We start from the raw sequence: 23,612 nt of genomic DNA on the forward strand, positions 1-23,612 counted from the left end.
ACACTATCCAATATGAATAAAATTACGCTTACCATTTTGTTTTCTTTTTGTATTTCTGTGCTTTCTGCGCAGATTGTAGGAACCGTCACCGATGATCAAGGTGAATCATTACCGTTTGTCAATATATACCTAGAAGATTCTCAAGAAGGAACGACAACCAATGGTGATGGACAGTACGAACTTGATGTACTAGGTTCTGGTGCAGGTCTTAGTGCGAGTGAGTTGACGTACACGGTAGTTTTTCAGTTTATAGGCTACACGACGGTACGAAAAGAAATCAAGACCAAAGCTTCTCTATATAAATTAGATGTTACCTTAACGCCAGAGACCACTTCGTTAGATGAGGTTGTTGTAGAGGCGGGTGTCAATCCTGCAGATCGCGTGATACGTGCTACTATTGCTAGTAGAAAGGCAAATCTTGATAAATTGAGTGAGTACACCGCTCGGTTTTATTCTAGAGGCGTATGGCAGGTAAAAAATGCACCCGAAAAATTCTTAGGTCAAGAAATAGGAGATATGGGAGGCGGTTTAGATTCGACGCGTACGGGCATTATCTATCTGAGTGAAACGATCTCAGACATTGCCTACCAACGACCGAATAACTTTTCTGAAAAAATTGTCGCGAGTAAAGTCAGTGGCGATGATAATGGGTTTAGTTTTAATACCGCTATCGATGCTAATTTCTCTTTTTATGAAAATACCTTAGAGCTCAACACACAGCTCATCTCACCCATAGGTGTCAATGCTTTTTCGTATTACAAATACAAATTGATTGGTACTTTTTATGAGCAAGGAAAAATCATTAATAAAATCGAAGTCACTCCAAGACGTCCCAAAGATCGCGTCTTTAGCGGATTGATTTACATTGTAGAAGACGCCTGGCAATTATATGGGGTAGACCTGGCTACCAATGGCGAAGCGATTCAGGTTCCTTTCATCGAAAGCCTCAATTTTAAACAGAATTATAAGTATGATGAGGACTATCAACAATGGGTGAAAATTTCTCAAGTCATTGATTTTAGCTTCGGATTTTTAGGGTTGAAAGGCGATGGTCGGTTTACGGCTGGGTATAGCGAGTATGACTTTACCCCTAATTTCACGAAAACATCTTTTACCAATGAGGTGCTTTCTTTTGCTGATGAAGCTAATAAAAAAGACAGCCTGTATTGGGAAGAAAAACGTCCCGTTCCTTTAACGCTGGTTGAGTCGAATGACTATCTGAAAAAAGATAGTATTCAGGTGATCAGAAAGTCACAGAAATACATGGACTCTATCGATACGCGAAGTAATAAATTAAGACTTATAGACCCGATTACAGGTTACTCGTATACCAATAGTTTTAAGCGCTGGCGTTTTAGTTATGACGGTATTTTCAACAGTACAAGCTACAATACGGTGCAAGGCTGGAATACGGCTACGGGGATTAATTATTTTACGTGGAGTGATGATGATTATTCAAAGACGTTTTACGCTTTCGCGAAAGCGGGCTATGGCTTCTCAGATGATCGATTGCGGTATACCGCAGGGTTTGTAAGACAGTTTGATCGTAAGAAAAGAGCGGTACTTTCTGTCTCAGGGGGTGTGGAAACCAAGCAATTTAATGCCAGTAATCCTATTCCGAGTTCGATTAATACGATTACAAGCTTATTTTTTGAACGAAATTACCTGAAAATTTATGAACGCTCGTTTGTAGATGTGGCCTACTCTCAGGAGGTATTTAATGGCTTACGTCTCTGGGGAAGTGTGAGCTATGAAGACCGAAAAGGCCTTGCCAATACCACCGATCAAACGTTTTATCCCAAAGATGATATTGAATTTACGAGCAACAACCCAAGAGATCCTCAAAACCTTTTTCCACAAGATCCCACGGGCGTTGAAGATCATGCGATTGTAAAAACACAAGTGAGTACGCGTATCAATTTTGGTCAGAAATACTATAATTATCCCACAGCCAAATTCAATATCCCAAATGATCGTTTTCCTACGGTATTTTTAACCTATGAAGGAGGATTGGCGGCAGATGAAGATCGGTTTAATTACACCCAATTAAGAGCGAGTGTCCGCCAAGGATTTAACATAGGCAATAAAGGTCGTTTTAATTACAATTTGACAGGAGGGACATTTTTAAATTCGGCAAGCGGTGCCAGTTTTATAGACTACCAGCACTTTAATGGAAACCAAACCAGAGTAAACCTAGAGGGGAATAATCTAAATCGCTTTAATTTGTTACCGTATTATGAGCGGAGTACCAATCAAAACTATTTTACAGCGCATGCAGAGCATAATTTTAAAGGATGGATTCTTGGGAAAATCCCAGGGATTAATAAGCTTAATTTCAATTTGGTTGCTGGTGCCCATGTGCTGAGTACGCAAGGAAATCAACCGTATACAGAATATTCAATTGGATTGGATAATATTGGTTGGGGGAAGTTTAGATTCCTACGTGTAGATTATGTGCGATCTTCTGGACTCGGTGCGAATGACGGTGCTTTTGTATTTGGGGTGAGTTTTTAATCGCAGGGCGATAGCCAAGGGTTTAATTCCTCTAAGCTTTCTTCGAAGTGAACATGTTTTAGAAAATAAACTTGCTTGGGGCGAACTTGATGATTAGTCATACCTATATTTTAAAGGGTTGATGAAATAGGCGGTACACGCTTTCGCGAAAGCATATCAAATACGATATCTACTGCGCTCTCACTATTTTCTTAAGTATCGCAATCTGTCCTAAGTGATAATGCGTGTGCTCGATGATACCTTGTAGATTCCGGTAGTAATTGCCGTATTTCTCATTTGCGAATTGTTTCCATAAGATTTCATCTGGAAGTTGTGCTATCAATGAAGCAAAATGGTCAGCAGCTGCATAGGTTTTTTCTAAAAAAGTTTCCCAATCTTCTTGAGAATGGATAGGTGGATGGTCAAAACTGTCACTGTCTTTTCCATCTAGCGGACCTCCTTCCAATACCTTGGTTACTGTAGCCACATAATAATGAATATGATAGGCAAGCGTAGCGATGGTGTTGCATTCATATACCTTTGTGGTGGCTTCTTGCCAAGTGACATCGGCGAGTTGCTCTTTTAGATTGGCTGACGTCCAATTTCCTGAAAAATAGACATCACGCAAGTGCTTAGCTATGTGTTGTATCGTAGTCATTTGAGCTGTAATCTTATGCAACTAAGATACAGGTTTTTGAGAATTTTAAAAAAAGGAGTTAGTGTATCCTTAATTTATAGTTTGAGTTGTAATTAACGTGTATAATACCGTTTGCTAACGACATTTCCCTCACGGTCATAATAGTTCCACCAGCCTATTTTTTGTTTTAAATGAATGTAATCACCCGCTGCTTTTACACTACCATTTTCATAGAATAACTTCGCGGGACCTTCTGTTTTATTATTTACATAAGTGCCTTGTGATTCTTTACTTCCATCGGGGTTATAATTAATCCAAATACCATTTCCGATCCCGTTTTTATATTGTTGTACAGATTCCAATTCGCCATTATCATAGCGTGCACACAACCAGCCTGTATAAGGTGTTTTACTTCCTTTGGCAAAGTATTGCTGCCCATAGCGACCTCCATAGGTGACATCAGCATCATTCATAGACACCATTTCAGATTCGGGAGGGAGTGTAACGACATCCTTCATAGACACCATTTCGGATTCAGGCGGTAGTTTTACAGCATCGTTTTGAGCGCACCCTATCGCGTGCACTGCAAAGACTAAGAGTATGAGTTTTTTCATCGTATTATTTTTTAATTTATTTTTCAATGAGTAAAAAGCGTGTTTCCATATAATAAACGTTCCAAATGCGCTCTCCGTTGGCATCTTTGGCATCTCCACGATTACTACTAAAATAAAAATAGTTACCGTCTGGAGAAAAACTTGGCGACCCTTCGGATTGTGATGAGTTGATGACGGGTCCTAAATTTTTAGGGGTTGACCAACTATCTCCTTTTTTTACCGAATAATAAAGATCTGAACCTCCATAGCCATCATATCGATCGTCAGAGCCAAAAAATAGGATGTTCCCATCTGGTGAGAGTTGAGGTGCCGTGTCGTAATTTGTAGCGCTTGATGGCGGAATAAGTTCTTTAGGCGTATCATACGTTCCATTGCTTTTTAACTTAGCCATAAAGAGGTTGGTGGGGTTTTTGTCGGTTCCTTTGGTCCAGAAATAGAGATTTCCTTTGGCATCTGTCATTGGTCCTGCTTCATAATTGGCGGGCCATACGTTGTCTTTTTTCATAGATCCATTGATTACAGTAGATAATGGTTTTGGCGCAGACCATCCATCGTCTGTTTTATCTACATACCAAATATTCATATCCATTTTTTCGGTGGTACTTCTATCAGGTAAGGGTCTGTAAGATGCAAAAAAGAGCTTGCTGCCGTCATGGTTGACAAAAGCACCTTCGTCTTCATCAGTGGAGAAGGGAGCAATGGTAGGGGTGCTCCATGTATCGTTGGTTTTGGTGGTTACATAGATCCGTTTTTCACCTGTTTTAGTGTCTCTTCTTGTGAAATACGCTTTTTCGCCATTTGGCATAAAAGTGATGCCCCATTCGTTACCGTTAGCTACAGAGATGAGATCTTTCTGAAAGATCATTGGTTCGTCAATATCTTGTATTCCATGGGTATACTGCTTTCGCGAAAGCAAAAGACCATTGACATCATACGTTAATTCTAAACCCTCTTTTTTTCCATCAATATACGTGGCGTCGTATTTAAGTTGCCCATTTTCATGATACGATCTGTAGATTCCTTGCGTGATATCATTGATATAAAAACTCTCCGAACGCAACTGTCCATTGGGATAAAAATATTCCCATCGTCCATGTCCAAGACTATTTTTCCAATAGGCTCTGTATCTTAAGGTGCCATTAGGATACCATTCTAACCAAAGCCCTTCTGATTTTCCATTGACTTTTGTTTTCCAAAGGGATGGACTGCCATTTGGGTAGTGTTCTGAAATAATGCCTGTATAGGTTTTGGAGTCCACTTCTGACTCTTTGGACACAGGAAGTGGCTCTTGAATTTGTGCCATAACGAGCGGATAGTGTCCTATACAAGCAATACTCAAGAGTAGAATGCGGAATGTTTTTTTCATGATAGCGTATTTATCTAAAGATACTGAGAGGATACTATCTAACCATGTAGTACTCGATAGAGTGGATAATAGTCCGACGAACTGGTTATAATACCATTTTTTTGATATCTGAAAGGTAGGTTTCACTCACTCTAAAATGCATTCCATTTTCAAGAAAGAGATAGTAATAGCGATTTATTTTTTTAAGTTCTTTTATCGTATTTGTATTGACAAAATGAGATCGGTGGAGCCGTGTAAACAGCTTCGGGTCAAAGGTATCTTTAAGTTCAGAAATGCCTCTGGTTGCCAAGAATTCTGAGTTTTTTGTAAATACTTTGGTGTAATCTCCAAATGCTTCTGCATACAGAATGTCTGTTACTTGCACCATTATTTTACGAGTGCCTTTGTGTAAAATAACTTTAGAGGGAAATTCGGTTTCTTTTTGCAGTAATTCCTCGGCTAGTGGAATGACATTATTTTTATTTTTTAGGATTCTCTGAAGTGTGCTTTCAAAACGTTTTTTTCCGTAGGGTTTTAGTAAATAATCAACGGCATGGACTTCAAATGCTTTGATGGCGTATTGGTCGTAGGCGGTTGAGAAAATAACTTCAGGAATTTCATCAAGTTGGGTGAGTACTTCAAAACCATTAAGGCCTGGCATTTGGATATCTAGAAAAAGAATGTCAGGTTTGAGTTGATTGATCAATGTTACAGCTTCATATCCATTGGTGGCCTCTCCCATCACCTCAAATTCTTTGTGTAAGGAAATGTACTGTTTTAGCAAATTTCTTGCATCTTCTTCATCATCTATGATTAGTACTTTTTTCAAATGACAAATGTAATTTTAGTTCCTGTAGGAGTATTATCTTCAATTTTTAAGTGTGTGTTGTAGATTTTTTCCAAGCGCATTTTGGTATTGGAAAGTCCTAGACCTTTGGATAGCACGGCTTCTTTATCGGCAATACCAACACCAGTGTCTTCAATAGCATAGTGCAACTGACCCGCTATTTTTTTTATTTTGATCACTAAGGATGAAGGTTGGATTTTTGTTGCGATTCCGTGGTTGACAGCGTTTTCTACTAGCGGTTGTAATAACATAGGGGCTATTTTTTCTTGATATAATACTTCAGGGACTTCAAAAGAAAAATGTAAGCGTTCTTTTAATCGTATTTGCATTAGCTCCAAGTAACTTTTAATAAAGTCAATTTCTTCTTTGATGGTGACATAGTCATTTTGAGAAGCATAGTTTTGATATCGAAATAAATCTGACAATTGGACGATCAGTTCTCTTGTTCGCTCGTTTTCTGGGGGAATGGTTGCATTAATAGAATTGAATAAATTATGTAAGAAGTGGGGGTTTACTTGAGATTTTAAGGCTGTTATTTGACTTTGTAAAGCGGCTTCTCGGAGCAAGGCTTTTTCTTTTTCCTCTTTTTTAAATCTCATAAAATATCCATAGGCATGTATGAAACCAAATTGCACCAAATAAAAAAGCATAAAGATATAAAGCGTCCAGATAACTTTATACCCTCCCCAGTACATGGCCCAACCAAATATTTTTGTGGCTTCAAGTAATGAAAAGTAGCATACGGTAATGTAAATAGGTAGGAATAGGATATGCGATAATAGCCGTGTTTTGAGAGAATAGTTCCTTAATAAAACAGAAGTAATATACCAAATTGGGAGGGTCACTAAGAAGCTGATTAAAAATTGTACGCCACCAGAAGCACTAAATTCTTCAAAATGAAAATAGGAGGGATGTCCCGGTTTAAAACCGCCCCAAGAAATCCAACTTGCGGTATAATAAATAACCGTAGATAGATAGTAAAATCCCAAAAAGAACAAGATGTCTTTCTTTGTTAGTAGTTGAAGCGGATTTTTAAGAAATGCCATCATTCACACAAGATAGAAAATATTCAGTAGGGTAGATACGATATCTGTTAAGATTGTAAATAGTACGTTGAATAGGTTTTGAGGTAAGCTTCGTATATACGATTACTTACTTTTTTGTCAATACAGTATTTTCTAAAACAAGTATTTCTAGCGCAGTTTCTTTAAATAGTATCATTGCTTCTTCTGGGGTTTCTACCATAGGCATTCCTTTTTTATTAAGGCTAGTGTTTAGTAAAATAGGTATTCCACTTTCTACTTGAAATGCCTTTAACAATTTTGTAAATTTAGGATTCCATACATCATCAACGGTTTGTATCCGAGCGGTTCCATCACAATGAGTTACGTTTTGTAATTGGTTTATATATTCTTGGCGTGTATGGTCTAATAAAATCATATACGGACTTTCTCTCCCAGCCACAAAATATTTGTGAGCGTAGTTTTTTAATACCGCTGGCGCGAAAGGACGAAAATCTTCTCTAAACTTTATGCTTGTATTGATATGATATTGAAGGTTGTCTTTTCCAGGATGAGCTAAAATACTTCTTCTGCCTAGAGAACGTGGGCCAAATTCAGATCCAGCTTGAAACCATGCAACTGTTTTTCCTGAGTTTAATTCGGAAGCCAGGTGTTGAAGCATTTCATTTTCATCCACAAATACTTTTTGGGTGTACTGATTACTTCGTTCTTTTTTAAGTGCTTTCAAAATATCCTTTTGTGGATATACTTTTCCAAAGCAGGTATCACCATTATGAGGCACTTTATCTTTATCTAGATAGGCTAGCCATCCATAAAAGGCACATCCTAATGCGAGACCATTATCTGCAGCAGCAGGTTCAAAGTAGATGTTCTCTGCGATGTTTGTTTCAATGAGTTTCCGATTTGCCGCGGCATTTAGCGCAACACCTCCCGAATAGCATAAATTTTGATGTGGAAATTTCTCCATACGCGAGCTAATACATTGTATCACGGCTTCTTCTACTTGCTCTTGCGCCCACTTAGCAATGTTTGCATAATACTCAAAATGCTGTTTGAAATGAGCATAACTTGGAGATGGATTTGTAAGTACAGCTTTCCACTCATCAATGACTTCTAGCGTTCCTTTTCTAAAAGTAAATGCATCTAACTCATACACGCCTGATTTACCAAAAGGCGCTAGTCCCATAAGTTTTCCAACATCATCCATATTACCGAACACATAGTGACTTATTGCCGCATAAAATCCACCGATAGAGTGTTGGGTGCTTGGAAGTTGTAGCGTATAATCATGATGCCTAGTCATAGTACTAAAATCTTTCCAGAGTGGTTGAAGTTTCTTCCCATCAAAATGATAAAAACTATCTTTCTCACATTGCATCACTTTTCTAGTAAGAATGGTATCTGCAATTAGATGTTTTTCTTCAGGGTGTAGGGCTAAGTATTGTTCAAGCGGACTCCCACATCCATCAATCACCATCACGGCACATTCATTAAATGGGGAAGTGCCCACAGCGCTGTAAGCATGGGCTAAGTGATGAGAGATATTCACAACCTCAGGTGATCCTTTTTTTGTAAAGAGCCTTTTACCTCTATGGTAATCCCTTTCTGGGATTTCGAAGTTGGCACATTGCACTACTAATGAAATATCTTCTAGTGTTATTCCTTCGGCATCCAAACAATATTGAATAGCTACAGTATCGTTACCGCCATCATGTTTTTTTCTAGTGAGCCGTTCTTTTTCAATAGCAATACAGACTTTTCCATTTTTTAATAATACGGCAGAACCATCGTGAGAAAGTCCCGTTCCAAGTACATATATTGTGTCGTTCACGTCTTCTTGTGTCTTAAATAATTCTACTTGTAATAAACGATAATTCATTAAGAGTTCGCTTATTTTCTTACGTCTCTTTTAATATTTAATCCCAAGGCCCTTCTGTGGTGATGTTTACCACACCTTCTGATGTCAGTTTAAAAAGCCCACCCGCGCAACCGATCCAGAGAGTCCCATTACGGTCTTCTAAAAAAGTCATCACAGCTTTTGGGTTTTTAGTGATAGGATCTAGTACTGGATAGTTTGTAAAACGTTCTCCATCGTATGTGTAAATGCCCTTGTTTATGGTACTGATCCATAGATTTTCTTTAGCATCTTTGTAGATCTGATACACATCATTATGATGTAGCCCATCTAGATTTGGGAAGGAAGTAACCTTTGTTCCATCATAGTTGTTTAATCCACCTGAACCTTGTCGTTTTTCAGGATCTGGATTATCTTTTTCGCCCACTCTTGACCCAAACCATAAATGCCCTTGTGCATCTTCTTGAACGGTTTGCACATTATTTGAAGCAAGTCCATCAGTTTTTGTGAAATGAGCATAAGTCCGTCCGTCATACCTTGTGATACCGTACCCATCCCTACTTATCCAAATCCTACCTTTTGAATCTTCAAAAAGGGCTGTTACCCAATTTTCAGTACCTTTATTTAACGGTGTTTTTATCGCAGGTCTTGGGATCGTCACCTTGGTGAAGGTGGTGTCATCAAAGGTACAAACACCATTCCAAGTGCCTATCCATAGGATTCCTGCTTTGTCTATCAAAAGGTTAGAAATACTATCCTCACAAAGCCCATCACTTTTTGTAAAATTTATAAATGTTTTGCCGTCATATTTAGAAATACCTGCGCCTGTTCCAAACCACAAATTTCCATCTTGATCTTCTTCCATACTAACCACTCGGTTACTTGGTAATCCATCTTCAGTAGTGTAATATTTAAGAGATGCTCCGTCATACTTGGCAACGCCTTTTTCTAGCGTTCCAAACCAAAGATTTCCTTGAGAATCCTCAAAAATTTCAACGATATATTCACCTATTTGAGAAGCTTCTTTCTTTGGGTGTTCTGGTAGCGTTTTCTCATTTTCAGAGGCAGATTGTCCTTTACAGGAAGTCACTAAAGTAATAACTAATAGAACTACAAAGATTTGTGAGATTAAATTGCTTTTTTGCATGATAGATTTTTTTCAAACCTAAAACAAAAGCACTTTTTTTGTTAGGATTAGATGTAAAAATAGTGTCAACGAACTGTCAAATTTTTAAAAAAGAGGAACAGACTTTTTTTGCTTTGGCACTTCGGCTATGCTGAAAGCGTTTTTATCAGAAAAAAACCTATGATACCAAGATTTGATACTATTGAAACAAAACATACCTAGGAGGTACGAGTCCGTTTAATCTCATATAGACCAGCATTTGTGCCCTGTGATGTGTGATATGGTCTGCTAATAATAAGAAAATTTGCCTTTTAGATCTGTTGAGTCCAAAATAGTCTAATTCGTCATTTAGTTGAGCGGTGTCAAATTCTTTGATCAATTGCATCGCTTGGTCAAAGGTTTGGTCAATGAGTGCAATCATGTCTTCTTTTGATTTATCAGCTACTTTAAAAACAGTGTCTGTTTTCCATTCTCTAGATGCACGTCCTCCCAATAATGACTGGCTATGCCAATCTAATGCATATCCGATATGCAACAAATTTTCGGCAAAGGACAAGGATTCTGGAGTAGCTTTGTAGCTGTAGGAGTCTTCGGGCATTGTTTCTGCTACCAATAGGATATACTTTTTAGAATTTTCCAAACGCTCCACAAAGTCCTCTACAAAACGATGATCTTGCGCAATAAGAGATGATGTGCTCGCAGAAAGAAGGAATAGGGTCGATAGAATGAATAGATGTTTCATGATCGCTGATTTTGTTTTAAATATACGAGTTTATGTATTTTCAATGTCATCAATATGGTGTTCTAAAGCTTTCACTGAAATTTGAATTTCCCAAATTAAAAAAGCTAAGGAAAGGATTAATAAAATGAGGGCTACTCCAAATACCCAAACTGCAATGGTTTGTTGCTGGATGTAAATTAGGAACATGGTAAGCACACATAATAACAAACTGGAGATGCCAAAAATTTGCATAGAACGTGTCAGATATAAGCGTTGTTTTATATTCTTAATTTGCGCTATTAACACAGAATCTTTTTCCTTTTTATAGGTATCATGTAAGTTCCGTATGATGGCTGCATAGGCCAAAAACCGATTGGTATACGCCAGCATAATCAGAGAAATTGCAGAAAATAAGAGGGCAGGCGTGGTTAGGGTAAGTTCTTCCATGAATACTTTGTTTTGTACAAAAACTAAAGTACTCATTACATTTTAAAGTGGCGTGGTTTTTATGTGTTTTAGTACGCTGTTAGTGCACGATTCTATTTTTAAAAAAATAAATAGCTACAAAGAACCAAACTGCTTCTCCCAAGTATTTTTATTTTTTTTGAAAAATCGACTTCCTATAAATCCTACCAATCCAGTTGATACTCCAACGAGGGTATAAAATATTTCATGGGTATTTTGAATGTCCAAAATCATGGGTAAACGTGTCAAAATTTCAGCGGAAAAGGCACAGTATAGACCAATAACTGACCAGTACATCCAAGATAAATGACTTACAATCGCATTTTTGTAACTTTTCAAATACAGCGGAAGCATTCCTAAAAGTAAGGTTATCGTGCTGATTAACGCAAAGACATGTAAAATACCAAAGGTATTGTGTACACGATATATCATAAATGCCGTTGAACAAACGATAAGCATTGAAACTCCATACACTCGTCCTGTCTTTTTATGTAGCGATGTTCCTTTTGTCTTTGCTAAAATCAAGCTTCCAGCTAGTAAAGCTAGTATTGCTGCAAGTGTGTGAACCCATCCTATGAAGTCCTGTGGCATCTTTTAAAGTTTGACACAAAGATGAATTAGAAGACTAGCAAAAACTATATTATAGTTCTGAATTGTTGAAAATAAAGGATGGACTGTGAAATTTAAAAATATAGCGTTGCGAAATGGTTAGCTGTATTAACAATTAGCAATAGGTTTATTCAAATTTGTAACCAATAAATCTAGCCAAAATAAGTCCATTAGTTAAGTTTTTAGTATAATCAGGATTACATTCATTTAAAGATAAGTCATCAATTTTAATCCAAACTTTTAATCCCATTTCACTAGGGTCATCATCTATTATTTCTTCTGTTTTTAAAATTTCAATTTGATAGTCAACGTCAATATCACAAATTGAGTATTCTTCATTTACATTTCTAATACGTATAAAAAAGTCATCATCAGAATTGCCTATTGTTTTTATACCAAGCCCAAAAACAGTATCAAATTCAATATCAGAAGAAGTATCATATAGCGGTGTCCTTATCAAAAATTGATTATCTCCATTTTCTTGATTCAAGACAAATCTTAAATAGCGATTTGGATTTGTTGCATCTCCATTTGGATTCCAATACGCTATGTTAGTTTGATATGTTCCTAGTCCAAATCCCCAGTTTAATATTTCATTATCTAAAGAGGCCGAAAATAGAGGCGTTATTCTCTCTAAAAAAAGAGAGAAATCTTCAGTTTGAATTTCATTATCATCTTTGTCACAAGAGAAAAATAGAAGGCTTAAAATTAAAATAAAGACTATTTTTTGCATTTACGGAGAGTTTTAACCCGCATTATGCATTAGAAAATCTATTACAACTTAAATAAGCTTCAAAATATACCGTTACACTACATTTTTAAGTTTAACCATAGCGATGCTATGCTAAAACTCAGAAAATGCCATATTTTATTACTTCTTTAAGCATCATTACGAAGTTCTAATGCATAATACGGGTTTAAATTGGTAGTGACACACAAGATATAAAGTGAGTTGGATATCTTTTTGGCTCACTTCATTTCTTGTTTTTATCGAATAATAAAAGTACAGTATATTTTTCAATTCAATTGGTTTACGCTTTCGCGAAAGCGTACCTATCAAGAATAGCTTTTCAACGAATTGTATTTTAAATCAGAGATGCTACTATCTCTAGGAAACTGTTCGAAAAGGATATCATTTTTTCACAAACTCATCAAATTTTGAATACGCATCACTTCCGTTAAATCAGGTTTTATAGTTTATGTTGTTTTTCAGTTTCTTTTATTCGTTTTATATATCCAGATTTTTTTCCAAGAAAAAAGCCTAAAAAGAATATTCCAGCAGGAATTAGTAATAATAAAATTAACTGAAAGGGGCCAACAATTCCAAGTATCATACTGTCTATATTTTATAGTTAGATTTATATTTTTAAAAAAAATTACTCAACAGGAACTCGGGTTTTTGTTTCATTTACTGTTGTTCTAATCTTATCTAAAGTAACTACAATAGGGTCTTGCCGTTCTCTATCATAGGTTACATATGCGTACGTTTTTACTTCCTTGATGATTATAATTTTAACTTCAACATTTATTCCTTGAATTTGGTTATCATTATATAATCCTATATAAAATGTTCCTTGTGTTTGGTTCGAGTTTTTACCATAAGCAGCAATTCCTTTCCCAGTGTCAAACTGTAAATAGGTTTCTCCATTTATATATTTTTGTGCATTTTCATAATCAGGTATAAAAGCATAGTGAACATCTTCACCTATTTTTGGAATTATTAATTCTGTTATAGCGCCGATAGCTAAGCTACCTAGAGGTGTTAAGTACATAGAAGAAGCATTTTTAGCGAGATCACCAACAATCATTACATTTTGTTTATAGGATTCCTGTGCTTCTTCTCCAACTCCAATCCAATATGCCCAAGCAATTATTTTTTCCTCTTTCAAATCAGAATATGAGGGGTTTGGTAAATCTACTCTCAGATATGTACTACTACTATTTTCATTATAATAAGAATGTACTCTCTGATTCTTGTTAAGAATGAGGTCTTCTATGGTTTCTGTTTTAATAAGTTCTTTGAAGGTTTCTTTAAATTTTACGTTCTTATATCCAGTGATACTATCGATTGTGTACGGCGTATAGATCGTATCTCGAATAGTTTTCCATTTCCAGTTGGTGTTAAAGTCTTTTGTTTGTTCACTTTCTGGAGTTCGGAATATTTTGATTTTACATACTCTTCTAGTAAGAGAAGAACTATAAAATCGAAATTTATAGATGCCTTTATTTCGTATTTGAAGCTGTTTTTTTGTAAACCCTTTGGTTTTAAAATCAGAAAAAACTCTATTAGAAGGCAGTTCTATGATCTCGACTTCTTTTAGGTGTTTCCCCTTTACCATTTCTAAATCAAACTCAATAATATCTCCTTCAGCAAAACTAAAGTATAACTCTTCGCTTTGGTCTAGATCTAAAGAAATTGTTGATTCTGTTACAAGAATTGAATTTCCGTTGGCCCTCAGGGTCTGAGACAAGATTATAAAAGAAATGAGAAGTAGTTTTTTTATCATGTTAGATGTTAGTTTAAATATATTATCACGTATTAATAAATTCAAATCTAACCTTCCTATTTCATAATTCTTTACGGTTTTCCACAATGGGAATAAAAATAGTGTAGGCTTCCCTAAAAAGGGGAAGTATACACACCTTAAAAAGGAAATTAAAGCTATTGAATTACGTCTATTAAAACTGGTAAAAGAAGATCAACAAGAGCAACTTACGTTACTTAAAAGTATTCCTGGAATGGGAGAAGACAGCTTTGTTTTTAATTGTTTCTACAGATGGATTTTTAAAATTTGAACGTGCTGAACAGCTTTGTAGTTATGTGGGAATTACGCATACCATACGAGAATCTGGTAGCAGTGTGAGAGGAAGGAGTAGGATCAATAAAGTAGGTAATAAAAAGCTTAGGAATTTATTGTTTTTATGTGCGTTTTCTGCCTGTAAATACAACAAGGCTTGTAGAGAAATTTACCTCCGCTACCGCACGATGGTATCGTGTGGTGAGTTAAAAGTACATTCTAAACACGATAACATCATTTAATAAACCTTCTTCCCCAGCATAGTCAACAGCACTGCTTTCTTTTTGACAAAATGATAAGCTATCTATTAAGATATCCTTGTATTGATTTCTTGTAAAAACATCAAGCCAATTTACGACTGCAAAACTTACAAAATAGAGTCCCTCAGGATTATGAAATTTGTAATTACGGCTCATTATTTTTAGGGCTACATTATGAAAATTTAATAACCGTTATTTTTTAGAAAACGATTCAGTAATGAAGTGTATTTTAGGGCTATAGTTGCTTTTGGAATGCGATACCATCGCGCACCAGCGGTTTTTTATTCAATAGTCAGTATTCTAATTATTTGAAAAGCAACTAATAAAATTACTGGACTTGATAGCCCGAAAAATAGTAGTTTTCTATTCAAGTCTCCCCATTTTTTCCAATGTTTAATTGTTCGTCCTACTACAGCAATTGCTAGCCCAAGTGATGTTAAAATTGCAGGAAGAAAAAATAAAAAATTGAAACTAAAGTTATGAGGCGCATACCCTTCTTTAATTCCAAGTAATGGTTCACGAAAGTAGTTAATGAGTAAGGCTATCATTAACAACGTAAAACTTCCCAGTGCCATTCTAAAAGTCCATTTTAGTTTCTTATGCATTTCTATCTTTCAGTCATTATTAATAAATCTACTATATGTTTTTTTGAATGTGTTCTCATTGAAAATCAAAATATCAAAATGCTAAAGTGCATCGTTCTTACTCGTATTTTCTATCCACGCGATACAATTGCTTCTCGGCGTGGGCTTTCGGAACATGATACAATCGCGCACCAGCGGGGGGATTGGTTTTGGAACGCGATATCGCGCACCAGCGGGGGACCAGCGGAGGAATATATATAAAAAGAAAAGTAAATTATTATTTTAAAAAATCATTATCATTGAAATTATTATCATCAATATTGTCATAAATTACATCTATATCTTTTAAACATTCAATATTTGATTTAATTACTGTTTCTTTTATTTTGTCATACATAGACTCAGGTAAATTATTTTTTTCAATGATATAGTCTAGAATTAAGTCAATTTTAGCTTCTTGTGCATATATTTTTTTTGCTAAATGATTAAGTAAAGCAAATGGGTATAATTCTTTTTTATTCATATTTAATTATTTTAAACTAAAGCTATTATTCTTATGACCATGCCTGTTTCAAGATGGTATTATACGGTAGTAGCTTAAATTCATTTAAAGAAAATTCTCTATTATAAAAAACTACCAAGTGATATTATATTCTGAATCAGTTTCTCGTGTTACAATTTTTATTATTGATTCAGAATGTATTACTGAGCAGACAACTAACACTTTGCCGTTAAATTCAATAAAATCCTTTTGTTTAGGAAGAATATCTAAATTTATTTGTCCTAATTCGTTTTTTGTTTCTTTGTCTATAAGTTTTATCTTCATTTGTTGTGTTTTTAAATTTTTAGTAATTGATTTATTTTTAATTTCCAACGCCGTATCATTGCATTGTCAGATCTCTGCCGCTACCGCACGATGGTTTCGTGTGGTAAGTTAAAAGTGAATTCTAAATAAAGTATCTGTTATCTTTTGCCATTAGAAAACAAAGCACTTTAATTATATTTTAGTTTTTGGAACGCGATACAATCGTGCACCAGCGAAGATTACAGGTATTGTTAGCGGCTTTTATTTATTTTTTCTTTCGCTTCTTCTATAAGTATTTCAGAGGTTCTATTCATTAGTACTTCATTTTGGTCTCTAAATAGATTGTAAAACTTGTCCAGAATTAGAGGACTTTTAGACCTATGCTCAAAAATTTCATCTTGAAGTCTTCTAGAATTCAATTTATTTCTATGGTAGTCTTCTGGGGTATTGATTGCTTCTTGCCAAATGCTTTCAGAATATTGAACTAATTCATTCAATCGCTCTGCTGCATCATGATGCTCAAAAGACTCTTTATTACAAAATTGAAAAAACGGGATTAAACCACTTAGAAATAAGGTTAACTCAGTAACCTCTGATTTATTAAAAAATGAAACAATAAAAATTGAGAGTAAGACAACAATCGCAAAGTACTTTAGAAAGTTTGAATACCTGATTCTTAGTGTAGAATCCCACCAGCAATTTGCTCTTTGACAGATTATTCTAGCGATTGATATTGGTAAATCTGTAATATTTGTCGGATACCAGTCTCTTATATTTTCAATATTGGCAGCTATTTTTTTATGAGCATTATAATTTAATAATATTTCCTCAACACTTACGTCTGTAGCTACCTTTAACGGAGATTTATCAAGTTCTAAAACTTCACAATCAAACAATTCTTGAATTTTTGCGGCTTTATTCTTTTGATTTTTGATTAGTGGTGTGATGAAAACACCATCTACTACAAAAGCTAATATTCCGAATAAAGCTGAGTAAGCAATAAATGATGTATAGATTGAACTAATAATAAAAAAAGCTATTGGTAAAAAGACTGTTAGGATTATTTGGACTAAATGAAGTTTTTTTGCGAACGAATAAATTTCCCTCTGAGCTGCTAGTCGTTCTAATTGCTTTTGTTCGTTTTGTTTTATTGAAATCTTATTCATCTTGCAGGAAATTTGTTATTAAACAATAAATTCCACCAGTAGAATACATCATCAAAATTCTCTTTTGATTTTGCTACAGCGGCTTTTTCTGCCCTAGAAACAGCAGTTCTTAATCTTGACAAAGAAGTTTCTTTCTTTACTTGTGTACTACTGGAAGCAATTAATCCAGAAATCCCCATTGGATCTCTAATTGATGCCAATTCATTGTCAAGTAGCTTTTTGAGCACGTTTTTTACATCAATATCATAAACAATTACCGTTTCTGATTCGGAATATTTTGTAATACGTAATTCAAGGTAAAAAGAGCTTAAAGGGACATCATTATAGTATTTCCAAGCTTTGATAAGCTGAATCAAAGGTTTTAACTTTCCATTCAATCTTTTATCGTGATTTTCAACATAGGCATTATGTGCACGAGGACTGCTATGCATCCAACCACCGCTGCAATCGGCAATTTCATACTGTCGAAAATTACCTAGGGTTGTCAGCACTAAGCCAGCATTACAACATGGAGTAACTTCCAGTTCTTCAGACTTATATGTGCCAAATGGTATTTTGACAGCTGGGCAAGAAACTACAATTCCCGTTGTAGACCAAAAAGTCTTTTGCAAGGCTTCTTTAGTCAATTTTAAACTTGTTCCAGAATTCGTGTATAGTTTGTTTCCAGGGATTACCGCAAAATAGTCCGTGTCACTATAATGTCTAACACCAGTTCCATTACCAAAAGAACCAGTTTCAAAGAGGCTAGTACAGTGGAAATTATTAGTAAGACAGGAACTCACGGTTGATTTGTGTTTAGTTGCTTTTTCATGCTCTGATGTGAGAGGTACTAACCAAGATATTAAAGTCTCAAATCCTTGCTCTATTGTTCTTGCCATTTATGTTTGTTTTAATTGGGTACAACTTGTTTATATTACACATTCACGATATTTCTTTTGGGTATACCCATTCACAAAACTACTACTAATTTTCATCAATAATAAAGCGTTAATCTATTGTTTGTGAACTACTTTTACACAATATCGTTTTGTTTTAACGTATACAAAAGGCTATAAAAACTCATAAATGTTTGCAATCACCCATAAACATACCCATTCCTAACCTAACTTCTTTACGGTTTCCCACATTCCCAAAAAATAAAACAATACATCAGTTTGAAAAGACCTATTTCTAAGATCCCGATTTCTAATTTCCAATTTCCGATTTCCTCTTTCGTATGTCCCACAAAAACACCCCTGCCATGACCACCATAAACAAGGCAAATGGGAGGGAGGTGATGATCAATAATTTTTGGAGGGCTTGGAGGACGTCTATGTCCGGACGGGCATTACCGAGGATCAGCATGGCGATGGCAAATAGAGCAATGCCTACAGACCAAATAAGACGGTACCTACGTTTGGGTTCGGGGTTGCCGTTATCGGTGAACATGCTCAACACAAACACCGCAGAATCTACCGAGGTGACGAGAAAACTAACCAATAAAATCAGCGTAATGATATTGAGGACACTCGCCAAGGGATACTGCTCAAAAAACACAAAAATAGAAGAGAAGACATTGCCAAATTCGTTGTTGTAGCTCCCCCACTGTTCGATGAGGGTAAAGGCGCTATCGCCAAAGACACTAAACCAGAAAAACGTTCCCATGGCGGGGATGATGAGTACGCCGAGCACCAATTCTCTGATGCTTCGACCGCGGGAAATACGGGCAATAAAAATACCTGTAAAGGGTGCCCAGGCGATCCAAAATGCCCAGTAATAATACGTCCAGTCGGTGAGAAAGGCCTCGCCAGGATTGTAATCTCCTAACGCAAGACTGAGGGGAATAAACTCTTTGAGGTAGCGGGAGACCGCTTTCGCGAAAGCGGACACCACCGCAACCATATCACTTTGTACAAACACATAGATCAATATGGCAAGAGTAATCCAAATATTGAGCGTCGAAATACGTTTGATGCCTTTGTGCATGCCTTTCCAAACGGAGAGAAAGGCGAGGAGGGCGATACAGCCCGTAATGCCGATGGTGGTCCACAATCCGAAATCACCTTGGGTGATGTGATTGAGACCACCATTAATTTGGGTGGTGCCTAATCCCACTGCACCGACGAGTCCAAAAACGGTGGTGACCGTAGCGAGAATATCAATGCTATGGGTCACGGTTTTCCGTTGGGTGATACTTTGTATGGAAGCACTCATTAACGCTGATCGTTTTTTAGTGAATAGGGAATAGCCAATAATCAAGGCGAAAAGTCCGTAAAACGCCCAAGCGGTAAATCCCCACTGGTAAAAGGTGTATTCTAAGGCAATCGTTTCTGCCGAAGCTCCCGTTTGTATCGGTGGGTTTTGTTGCATAAATACAGGCTCTTGTACGGCACGTAGGAGAATCCCTGCGCCCATACCGGCACTATACAGCATGGCAATCCACGCCCAACGCGAAAACTCAGGGCGATCTTCTGGGCAACCTAATTTTTGTTTCCCAAATCGGGAAAATGCCACGACAAGCATAAACAGCACACAACCGAGACCGAGGTAGAGATAGAACGTCCCAAACCACGTGCGTACCCACAACGAGGCTTGGGCTATGGTGTTGTAAAACCCCGCAGGGTCTACAAACACTACCACAGCAAATAACAGCAATATCCCAATTGAAAGGGTAAGGACAGGGTATTTTTTGATGTGTGCTAGGTGTGTCAGGAAGTGTGGGTTTTAGGATGAATCACGAAGGTACTTAAATTTTCATTTCCGCTCTCTTTAAGGTGGGGAAACGGGAAATGAATGTGTTCTATTTTAAAGTAGTACGCTATTTTAGGACATTTGAATAGCTTTTTTTAAAAGCGAACAAACCTTTTTCCATTTTCTTCGGGATTGGGTGCGTTACAATGTATCTTTTTGTTATTTCGGCCTTCGAAAGGGTGTCGTAAAATTTGAAGTGAAGATTCCGTAGAATTTCACACTGTTTGAGCGTAGCGAGTTTGGGAAATTCAGGAATTGAACAATAAATTTAGACACCCTTTCGCCAGCCTAGACCTTTTTGTTTCTTTTTTTGGCAATGAAAAAAAGAAAGTAAAGTAAATTGTGATTAAAAAAGTCTATTAATTTAATGATTAAGTTTAGTGTATTTAAAATGAGATTTCTCCACGCCAAACACATCTTTTCCTCATTTCTAAAAAGTGGATGTGTTCTTTATTAATGTTAGGGCTTCATTTTCCGTTTCCTTTAGGGCGGGGAAACGGGAAATGAAACCATAAAAAAAGGGACATCGAGCGATGTCCCTTTAATATGATTACTTAATTATGGTTACTGTTTTACTGGTTTCAGCTCAGTTTCATTTCCGTCTTTATCTAATAACTTCACTTCATCAAAGCCCATTTTTTCAAACTGTGCGTATTGTGTAGCGGCATCACCTACTACTAGATATGCCATTTTTGACTCATCTAGATACTTGTTAGCAAGTGCTTTGTGCTGCTCAAGGGTCATGGTACGTACCGTATTTTCTTCACCCTCAATATAATTAGCAGGAAGATCATACGCACTCATCTCTTGTAACATCCCTAATAAAGCGCCTTGTGTTTCAAAACGGCGTGCGTTTGACTTGATCAAAGCGTTCTTTGTAAACTCAAGATCTTCTTCAGAAATTCCTTCTTTATAGTCAGCAATTGCATCTTTGAAGATTTGTACAGATTCTCCTGTTGTATTGGTACGTACGCTAGAAGAAGCGGTAAAGGTACCTGGAATTTTTGATCCGCTAAAACGTGTTCGGGCTCCGTACGTATATCCTTTCTCTTCACGAAGAATGGTATTGACCACACCGTTAAACGCACCTCCTAGTTTATAATTCATCACTTCCGCAGGATAGAAATCTTTATCAGAACGTGCTAGTCCAATGTATCCAATATTAATTACAGATTGTTTTGCATTAGGAACATCTACAAATAATAAGGAAGACTTGTCTCTTTGTGCAGGAATCTCATAGGTAGGGATGTTCACTTCTTTGGCTGCCCATTTGGTTTCCAAATCTTTTAAAGACTCTAGTACTTTTTCTTTTTGAATCTTTCCTACAATATGAAAACGACTGATCGACGGTGAGAAATTGTTGTTGTAGAATGCTTTTACATCATCCATCGTAATCGCATTTACCGAAGCCTCTGTACCACTGGTAGGGTACGAGAAGATGTGATCCTCACCATACAATGTTTTTGTATAGATGTTATTTGCAATCACATTAGGATTTGCACTAGAGCGTTTAATATCATTAATCGTCGCTATTTTGATGCGACCAAACTCTTCTTCATCCCAACGAGGTTCTAGAAGGATTTCTTCTATCAAATCCATGGTAGCATCAAAGTTACGTGTCAGCGTATTTCCTTGGATCACGATAGACTCACGAGTGGTGTACATTCTGATACTCGCCCCTAGAGTTTGAATCGCTTTTTCTAACTCTGCTGGTGTTTTAGTAGCTGTTCCTTCCATCATGATATCAGTCATCAAGTTAGCCACCCCATTTTTATCTTTAGAGTCTAGTAAGTGTCCTCCTTCAATCACAAGATTAAAGTTAACGGTTGGTATTTCGTTTTGCTCAATCCCATATACTTCCATGCCATTAGAAAGCTCAGCTGTCCAGCTACTAGGAATATTTAAAGCTGGCGAAGGTCCTTGAGCAGGCTCTACGGAGCGATCAAAAACAGAAGGTGTTTTTACAACAACGGCGTCTGCTTCTTCTTTGATTTCTTTAGTTATATTTTCTGTAATTGCTTCTTCTACCACAGGGGCTTTCACAGAATTTTCAGCAATCAAGTCTAATTGTCCTTTAGGAACAAAACTTGTTACTACGTATGGCTTGTCTTTGATGTAGGTGTTGTATACACGCATAATATCTGCCTCAGTGACCTTCTTAATGTTTTCTATATCTTTTTCGATAAAGCTAGGTTCTCCAGCAAATACATTGTATTGTGCCATTTGGAAAGACTTTCCTAATACACTACTAATTCCATTATAGAAATCGGTTTCAAGGCTTGCTTTGATACGATCTACGTCTCCTTCTTTGATACCATTCGTTTCAAAACGTTGCATCGCTTCAAAAATCCCTGCTTCTACATCATCTAGGTCTTTTCCTGCACTCGCAGTGACTACAATGTGAAATTCTCCTGCTAATTCTTGTGCGTTGTTGTAGGCAAAGGCATTAGAGGTCAATTCTTTTTCTTTGACTAATACTTCGTAAATAGGCGCTTCTTTTCCTCTGGATAAGATTTCTGCTAAGAAATTTAAAGCATACGCATCCTCTGTATATTGCTCTACGGTAGGCCACACCATATTTAATTGTGGCGCTTGCGCGAAATTATCCTCGTGGTATAAACGCTTCGTTTCTGAAAGCGTCACACGTTGTGGTTCTAATTTAGGAACCTCTTGTCCTCTTTTGATTTCACCAAAATACTTTTCGATCATCGCTTTGGCTTCTTCTGTTTCAAAATCTCCCGCAAGTACTAAAGTCGCATTATTAGGACCGTAGTATTTTGCGTAGAATTCTTTTACATCATCAATCGTGGCATTTTGAAGATCTACCAGTTCACCGATCACTTGCCAGTTATACGGGTGTCCTTCTGGATAGATGTTTTTGTCAAGCACCCAGTTGGTATGTCCGTAAGGATTGTTATCCACACGCTGACGCTTCTCGTTTTGAACGACTTCTTGTTGGTTGTAAAAAGCAGCTTCAGTCACGGTATTGATTAAATACCCCATACGATCACTTTCTAACCACATCACCATTTCCATAGCGTTGTTAGGAACTACTTCATAGTAAATGGTACCATCTTTCCAAGTTCCTCCATTCAGGGTTCCCCCAGCATCTTGGATCTTTTTGAAGAATTGATCTTGAGGTACATTTTCTGATTCTTGGAATAACATATGCTCAAAAAGGTGCGCAAATCCTGTGCGTCCTGTCTTTTCACGATTAGAGCCTACTCCATACTGAATGGCTAGTGAAACAATAGGATCACTTTTATCTTGATGTAATATGACATCAAGTCCGTTTTCAAGCTCGTACTTTTCATAATCTATAGAGAGTGATGCGCTTTCTTCGCTATCACCACTCTTGGTACTATCTGTACATGCCATAAAAAAACTAGAGAGTATAAGTACTATAAACGCTAGTTGTAAAGATTTTTTTATCGTCATTTTTTTAGTTGTTTTTAAGAATGACAAGGTACAACACTCCCTTTGTGTATAAAAGCATCTTTTTGTTAAAGTATTTAACGTTTGTAGGAGGTTACAG

General features: G+C 36.6%; 22 protein-coding genes and 1 pseudogene. 2 read left to right on the plus strand and 21 right to left on the minus strand.

Annotated features, from left to right (window positions below):
• Positions 1–12 precede the first annotated feature (12 nt).
• Positions 13–2,514 carry a DUF5686 and carboxypeptidase regulatory-like domain-containing protein gene (locus ACFO3O_RS10865; protein WP_379978644.1) on the plus strand — a complete coding sequence of 834 codons (2,502 nt, stop codon included), beginning with the start codon at positions 13–15 and terminating at the stop codon, positions 2,512–2,514.
• A 169-nt stretch (positions 2,515–2,683) separates the two neighbouring features.
• Here ACFO3O_RS10865 and ACFO3O_RS10870 read toward each other — a convergent pair whose 3' ends face one another.
• The 13 genes from ACFO3O_RS10870 to ACFO3O_RS10930 form a co-directional block, all read right to left on the minus strand.
• A complete protein-coding gene (locus ACFO3O_RS10870) occupies positions 2,684–3,172 on the minus strand; it encodes a DUF1572 domain-containing protein (RefSeq protein WP_379978646.1) in 489 nt (162 codons plus the stop codon).
• Between the two features lie 71 nt (positions 3,173–3,243).
• Positions 3,244–3,744, minus strand: a complete 501-nt coding sequence (locus ACFO3O_RS10875) for a toxin-antitoxin system YwqK family antitoxin (protein WP_379978648.1) — start codon at positions 3,742–3,744, stop codon at positions 3,244–3,246.
• Positions 3,745–3,760: 16 nt separating this feature from the next.
• A complete protein-coding gene (locus ACFO3O_RS10880; RefSeq protein ID WP_379978650.1) occupies positions 3,761–5,110 on the minus strand; it encodes a hypothetical protein in 1,350 nt (449 codons plus the stop codon).
• Positions 5,111–5,195: 85 nt separating this feature from the next.
• The gene (locus ACFO3O_RS10885) at positions 5,196–5,918 is read right to left on the minus strand and encodes a LytR/AlgR family response regulator transcription factor (RefSeq protein WP_379978652.1); all 723 of its coding nucleotides are present in this window, start codon (positions 5,916–5,918) and stop codon (positions 5,196–5,198) included.
• Positions 5,915–6,985, minus strand: coding sequence for a sensor histidine kinase (locus ACFO3O_RS10890; RefSeq protein WP_379978654.1), 1,071 nt, complete (start codon positions 6,983–6,985; stop codon positions 5,915–5,917). The genes ACFO3O_RS10885 and ACFO3O_RS10890 overlap by 4 nt, the downstream gene beginning before the upstream one ends.
• Before the next feature lie 103 nt (positions 6,986–7,088).
• On the minus strand, positions 7,089–8,837 hold the full coding sequence (locus ACFO3O_RS10895; protein WP_379978656.1) for a carbamoyltransferase C-terminal domain-containing protein: 1,749 nt from the start codon (positions 8,835–8,837) through the stop codon (positions 7,089–7,091).
• Positions 8,838–8,874: 37 nt separating this feature from the next.
• On the minus strand, positions 8,875–9,960 hold the full coding sequence (locus ACFO3O_RS10900) for a ligand-binding sensor domain-containing protein (protein ID WP_379978658.1): 1,086 nt from the start codon (positions 9,958–9,960) through the stop codon (positions 8,875–8,877).
• Between the two features lie 178 nt (positions 9,961–10,138).
• Positions 10,139–10,681, minus strand: coding sequence for a DinB family protein (locus ACFO3O_RS10905; protein ID WP_379978660.1), 543 nt, complete (start codon positions 10,679–10,681; stop codon positions 10,139–10,141).
• Between the two features lie 30 nt (positions 10,682–10,711).
• A complete protein-coding gene (locus tag ACFO3O_RS10910; RefSeq protein ID WP_379978662.1) occupies positions 10,712–11,107 on the minus strand; it encodes a DUF2721 domain-containing protein in 396 nt (131 codons plus the stop codon).
• A gap of 114 nt (positions 11,108–11,221) precedes the next feature.
• Positions 11,222–11,716 (minus strand): DUF2306 domain-containing protein, encoded by a 495-nt coding sequence (locus tag ACFO3O_RS10915; RefSeq protein WP_379978664.1) that lies wholly within the window; start codon positions 11,714–11,716, stop codon positions 11,222–11,224.
• Positions 11,717–11,861: 145 nt separating this feature from the next.
• On the minus strand, positions 11,862–12,467 hold the full coding sequence (locus ACFO3O_RS10920; RefSeq protein ID WP_379978666.1) for a hypothetical protein: 606 nt from the start codon (positions 12,465–12,467) through the stop codon (positions 11,862–11,864).
• Between the two features lie 457 nt (positions 12,468–12,924).
• Entirely contained in the window at positions 12,925–13,068 is a 144-nt protein-coding gene (locus tag ACFO3O_RS10925) for a hypothetical protein (RefSeq protein ID WP_379978668.1), read from the minus strand.
• 42 nt (positions 13,069–13,110) lie between these two features.
• Entirely contained in the window at positions 13,111–14,241 is a 1,131-nt protein-coding gene (locus tag ACFO3O_RS10930; RefSeq protein ID WP_379978670.1) for a hypothetical protein, read from the minus strand.
• Positions 14,242–14,359: 118 nt separating this feature from the next.
• On the opposite strand from ACFO3O_RS10930, the pseudogene ACFO3O_RS10935 reads away from it, so the two are divergent.
• A pseudogene (locus ACFO3O_RS10935) lies at positions 14,360–14,711 on the plus strand (transposase); the annotation flags it as partial.
• Between the two features lie 27 nt (positions 14,712–14,738).
• Here ACFO3O_RS10935 and ACFO3O_RS10940 read toward each other — a convergent pair.
• The 8 genes from ACFO3O_RS10940 to ACFO3O_RS10975 form a co-directional block, all read right to left on the minus strand.
• A complete protein-coding gene (locus ACFO3O_RS10940; RefSeq protein ID WP_379978672.1) occupies positions 14,739–14,948 on the minus strand; it encodes a hypothetical protein in 210 nt (69 codons plus the stop codon).
• A gap of 125 nt (positions 14,949–15,073) precedes the next feature.
• On the minus strand, positions 15,074–15,397 hold the full coding sequence (locus tag ACFO3O_RS10945) for a hypothetical protein (protein ID WP_379978674.1): 324 nt from the start codon (positions 15,395–15,397) through the stop codon (positions 15,074–15,076).
• Positions 15,398–15,653: 256 nt separating this feature from the next.
• Complete coding sequence (locus tag ACFO3O_RS10950; RefSeq protein WP_379978676.1) at positions 15,654–15,899, minus strand: hypothetical protein; 246 nt, start codon at positions 15,897–15,899, stop codon at positions 15,654–15,656.
• 111 nt (positions 15,900–16,010) lie between these two features.
• Entirely contained in the window at positions 16,011–16,202 is a 192-nt protein-coding gene (locus ACFO3O_RS10955; protein WP_379978678.1) for a hypothetical protein, read from the minus strand.
• 230 nt (positions 16,203–16,432) lie between these two features.
• A complete protein-coding gene (locus ACFO3O_RS10960; RefSeq protein ID WP_379978680.1) occupies positions 16,433–17,347 on the minus strand; it encodes an S-4TM family putative pore-forming effector in 915 nt (304 codons plus the stop codon).
• A complete protein-coding gene (locus ACFO3O_RS10965; RefSeq protein ID WP_379978682.1) occupies positions 17,344–18,225 on the minus strand; it encodes a hypothetical protein in 882 nt (293 codons plus the stop codon). Before ACFO3O_RS10965 ends, ACFO3O_RS10960 begins: the two co-directional genes overlap by 4 nt.
• Positions 18,226–18,532: 307 nt before the next feature.
• Entirely contained in the window at positions 18,533–20,038 is a 1,506-nt protein-coding gene (locus tag ACFO3O_RS10970) for a BCCT family transporter (protein WP_379979074.1), read from the minus strand.
• A 603-nt stretch (positions 20,039–20,641) separates the two neighbouring features.
• Entirely contained in the window at positions 20,642–23,455 is a 2,814-nt protein-coding gene (locus ACFO3O_RS10975) for a M16 family metallopeptidase (protein WP_379979076.1), read from the minus strand.
• Between the last annotated feature and the right edge of the window lie 157 nt (positions 23,456–23,612).

Origin of the sequence: Dokdonia ponticola, assembly GCF_042653865.1 — a bacterium.
Lineage (GTDB): Bacteria > Bacteroidota > Bacteroidia > Flavobacteriales > Flavobacteriaceae > Dokdonia > Dokdonia ponticola.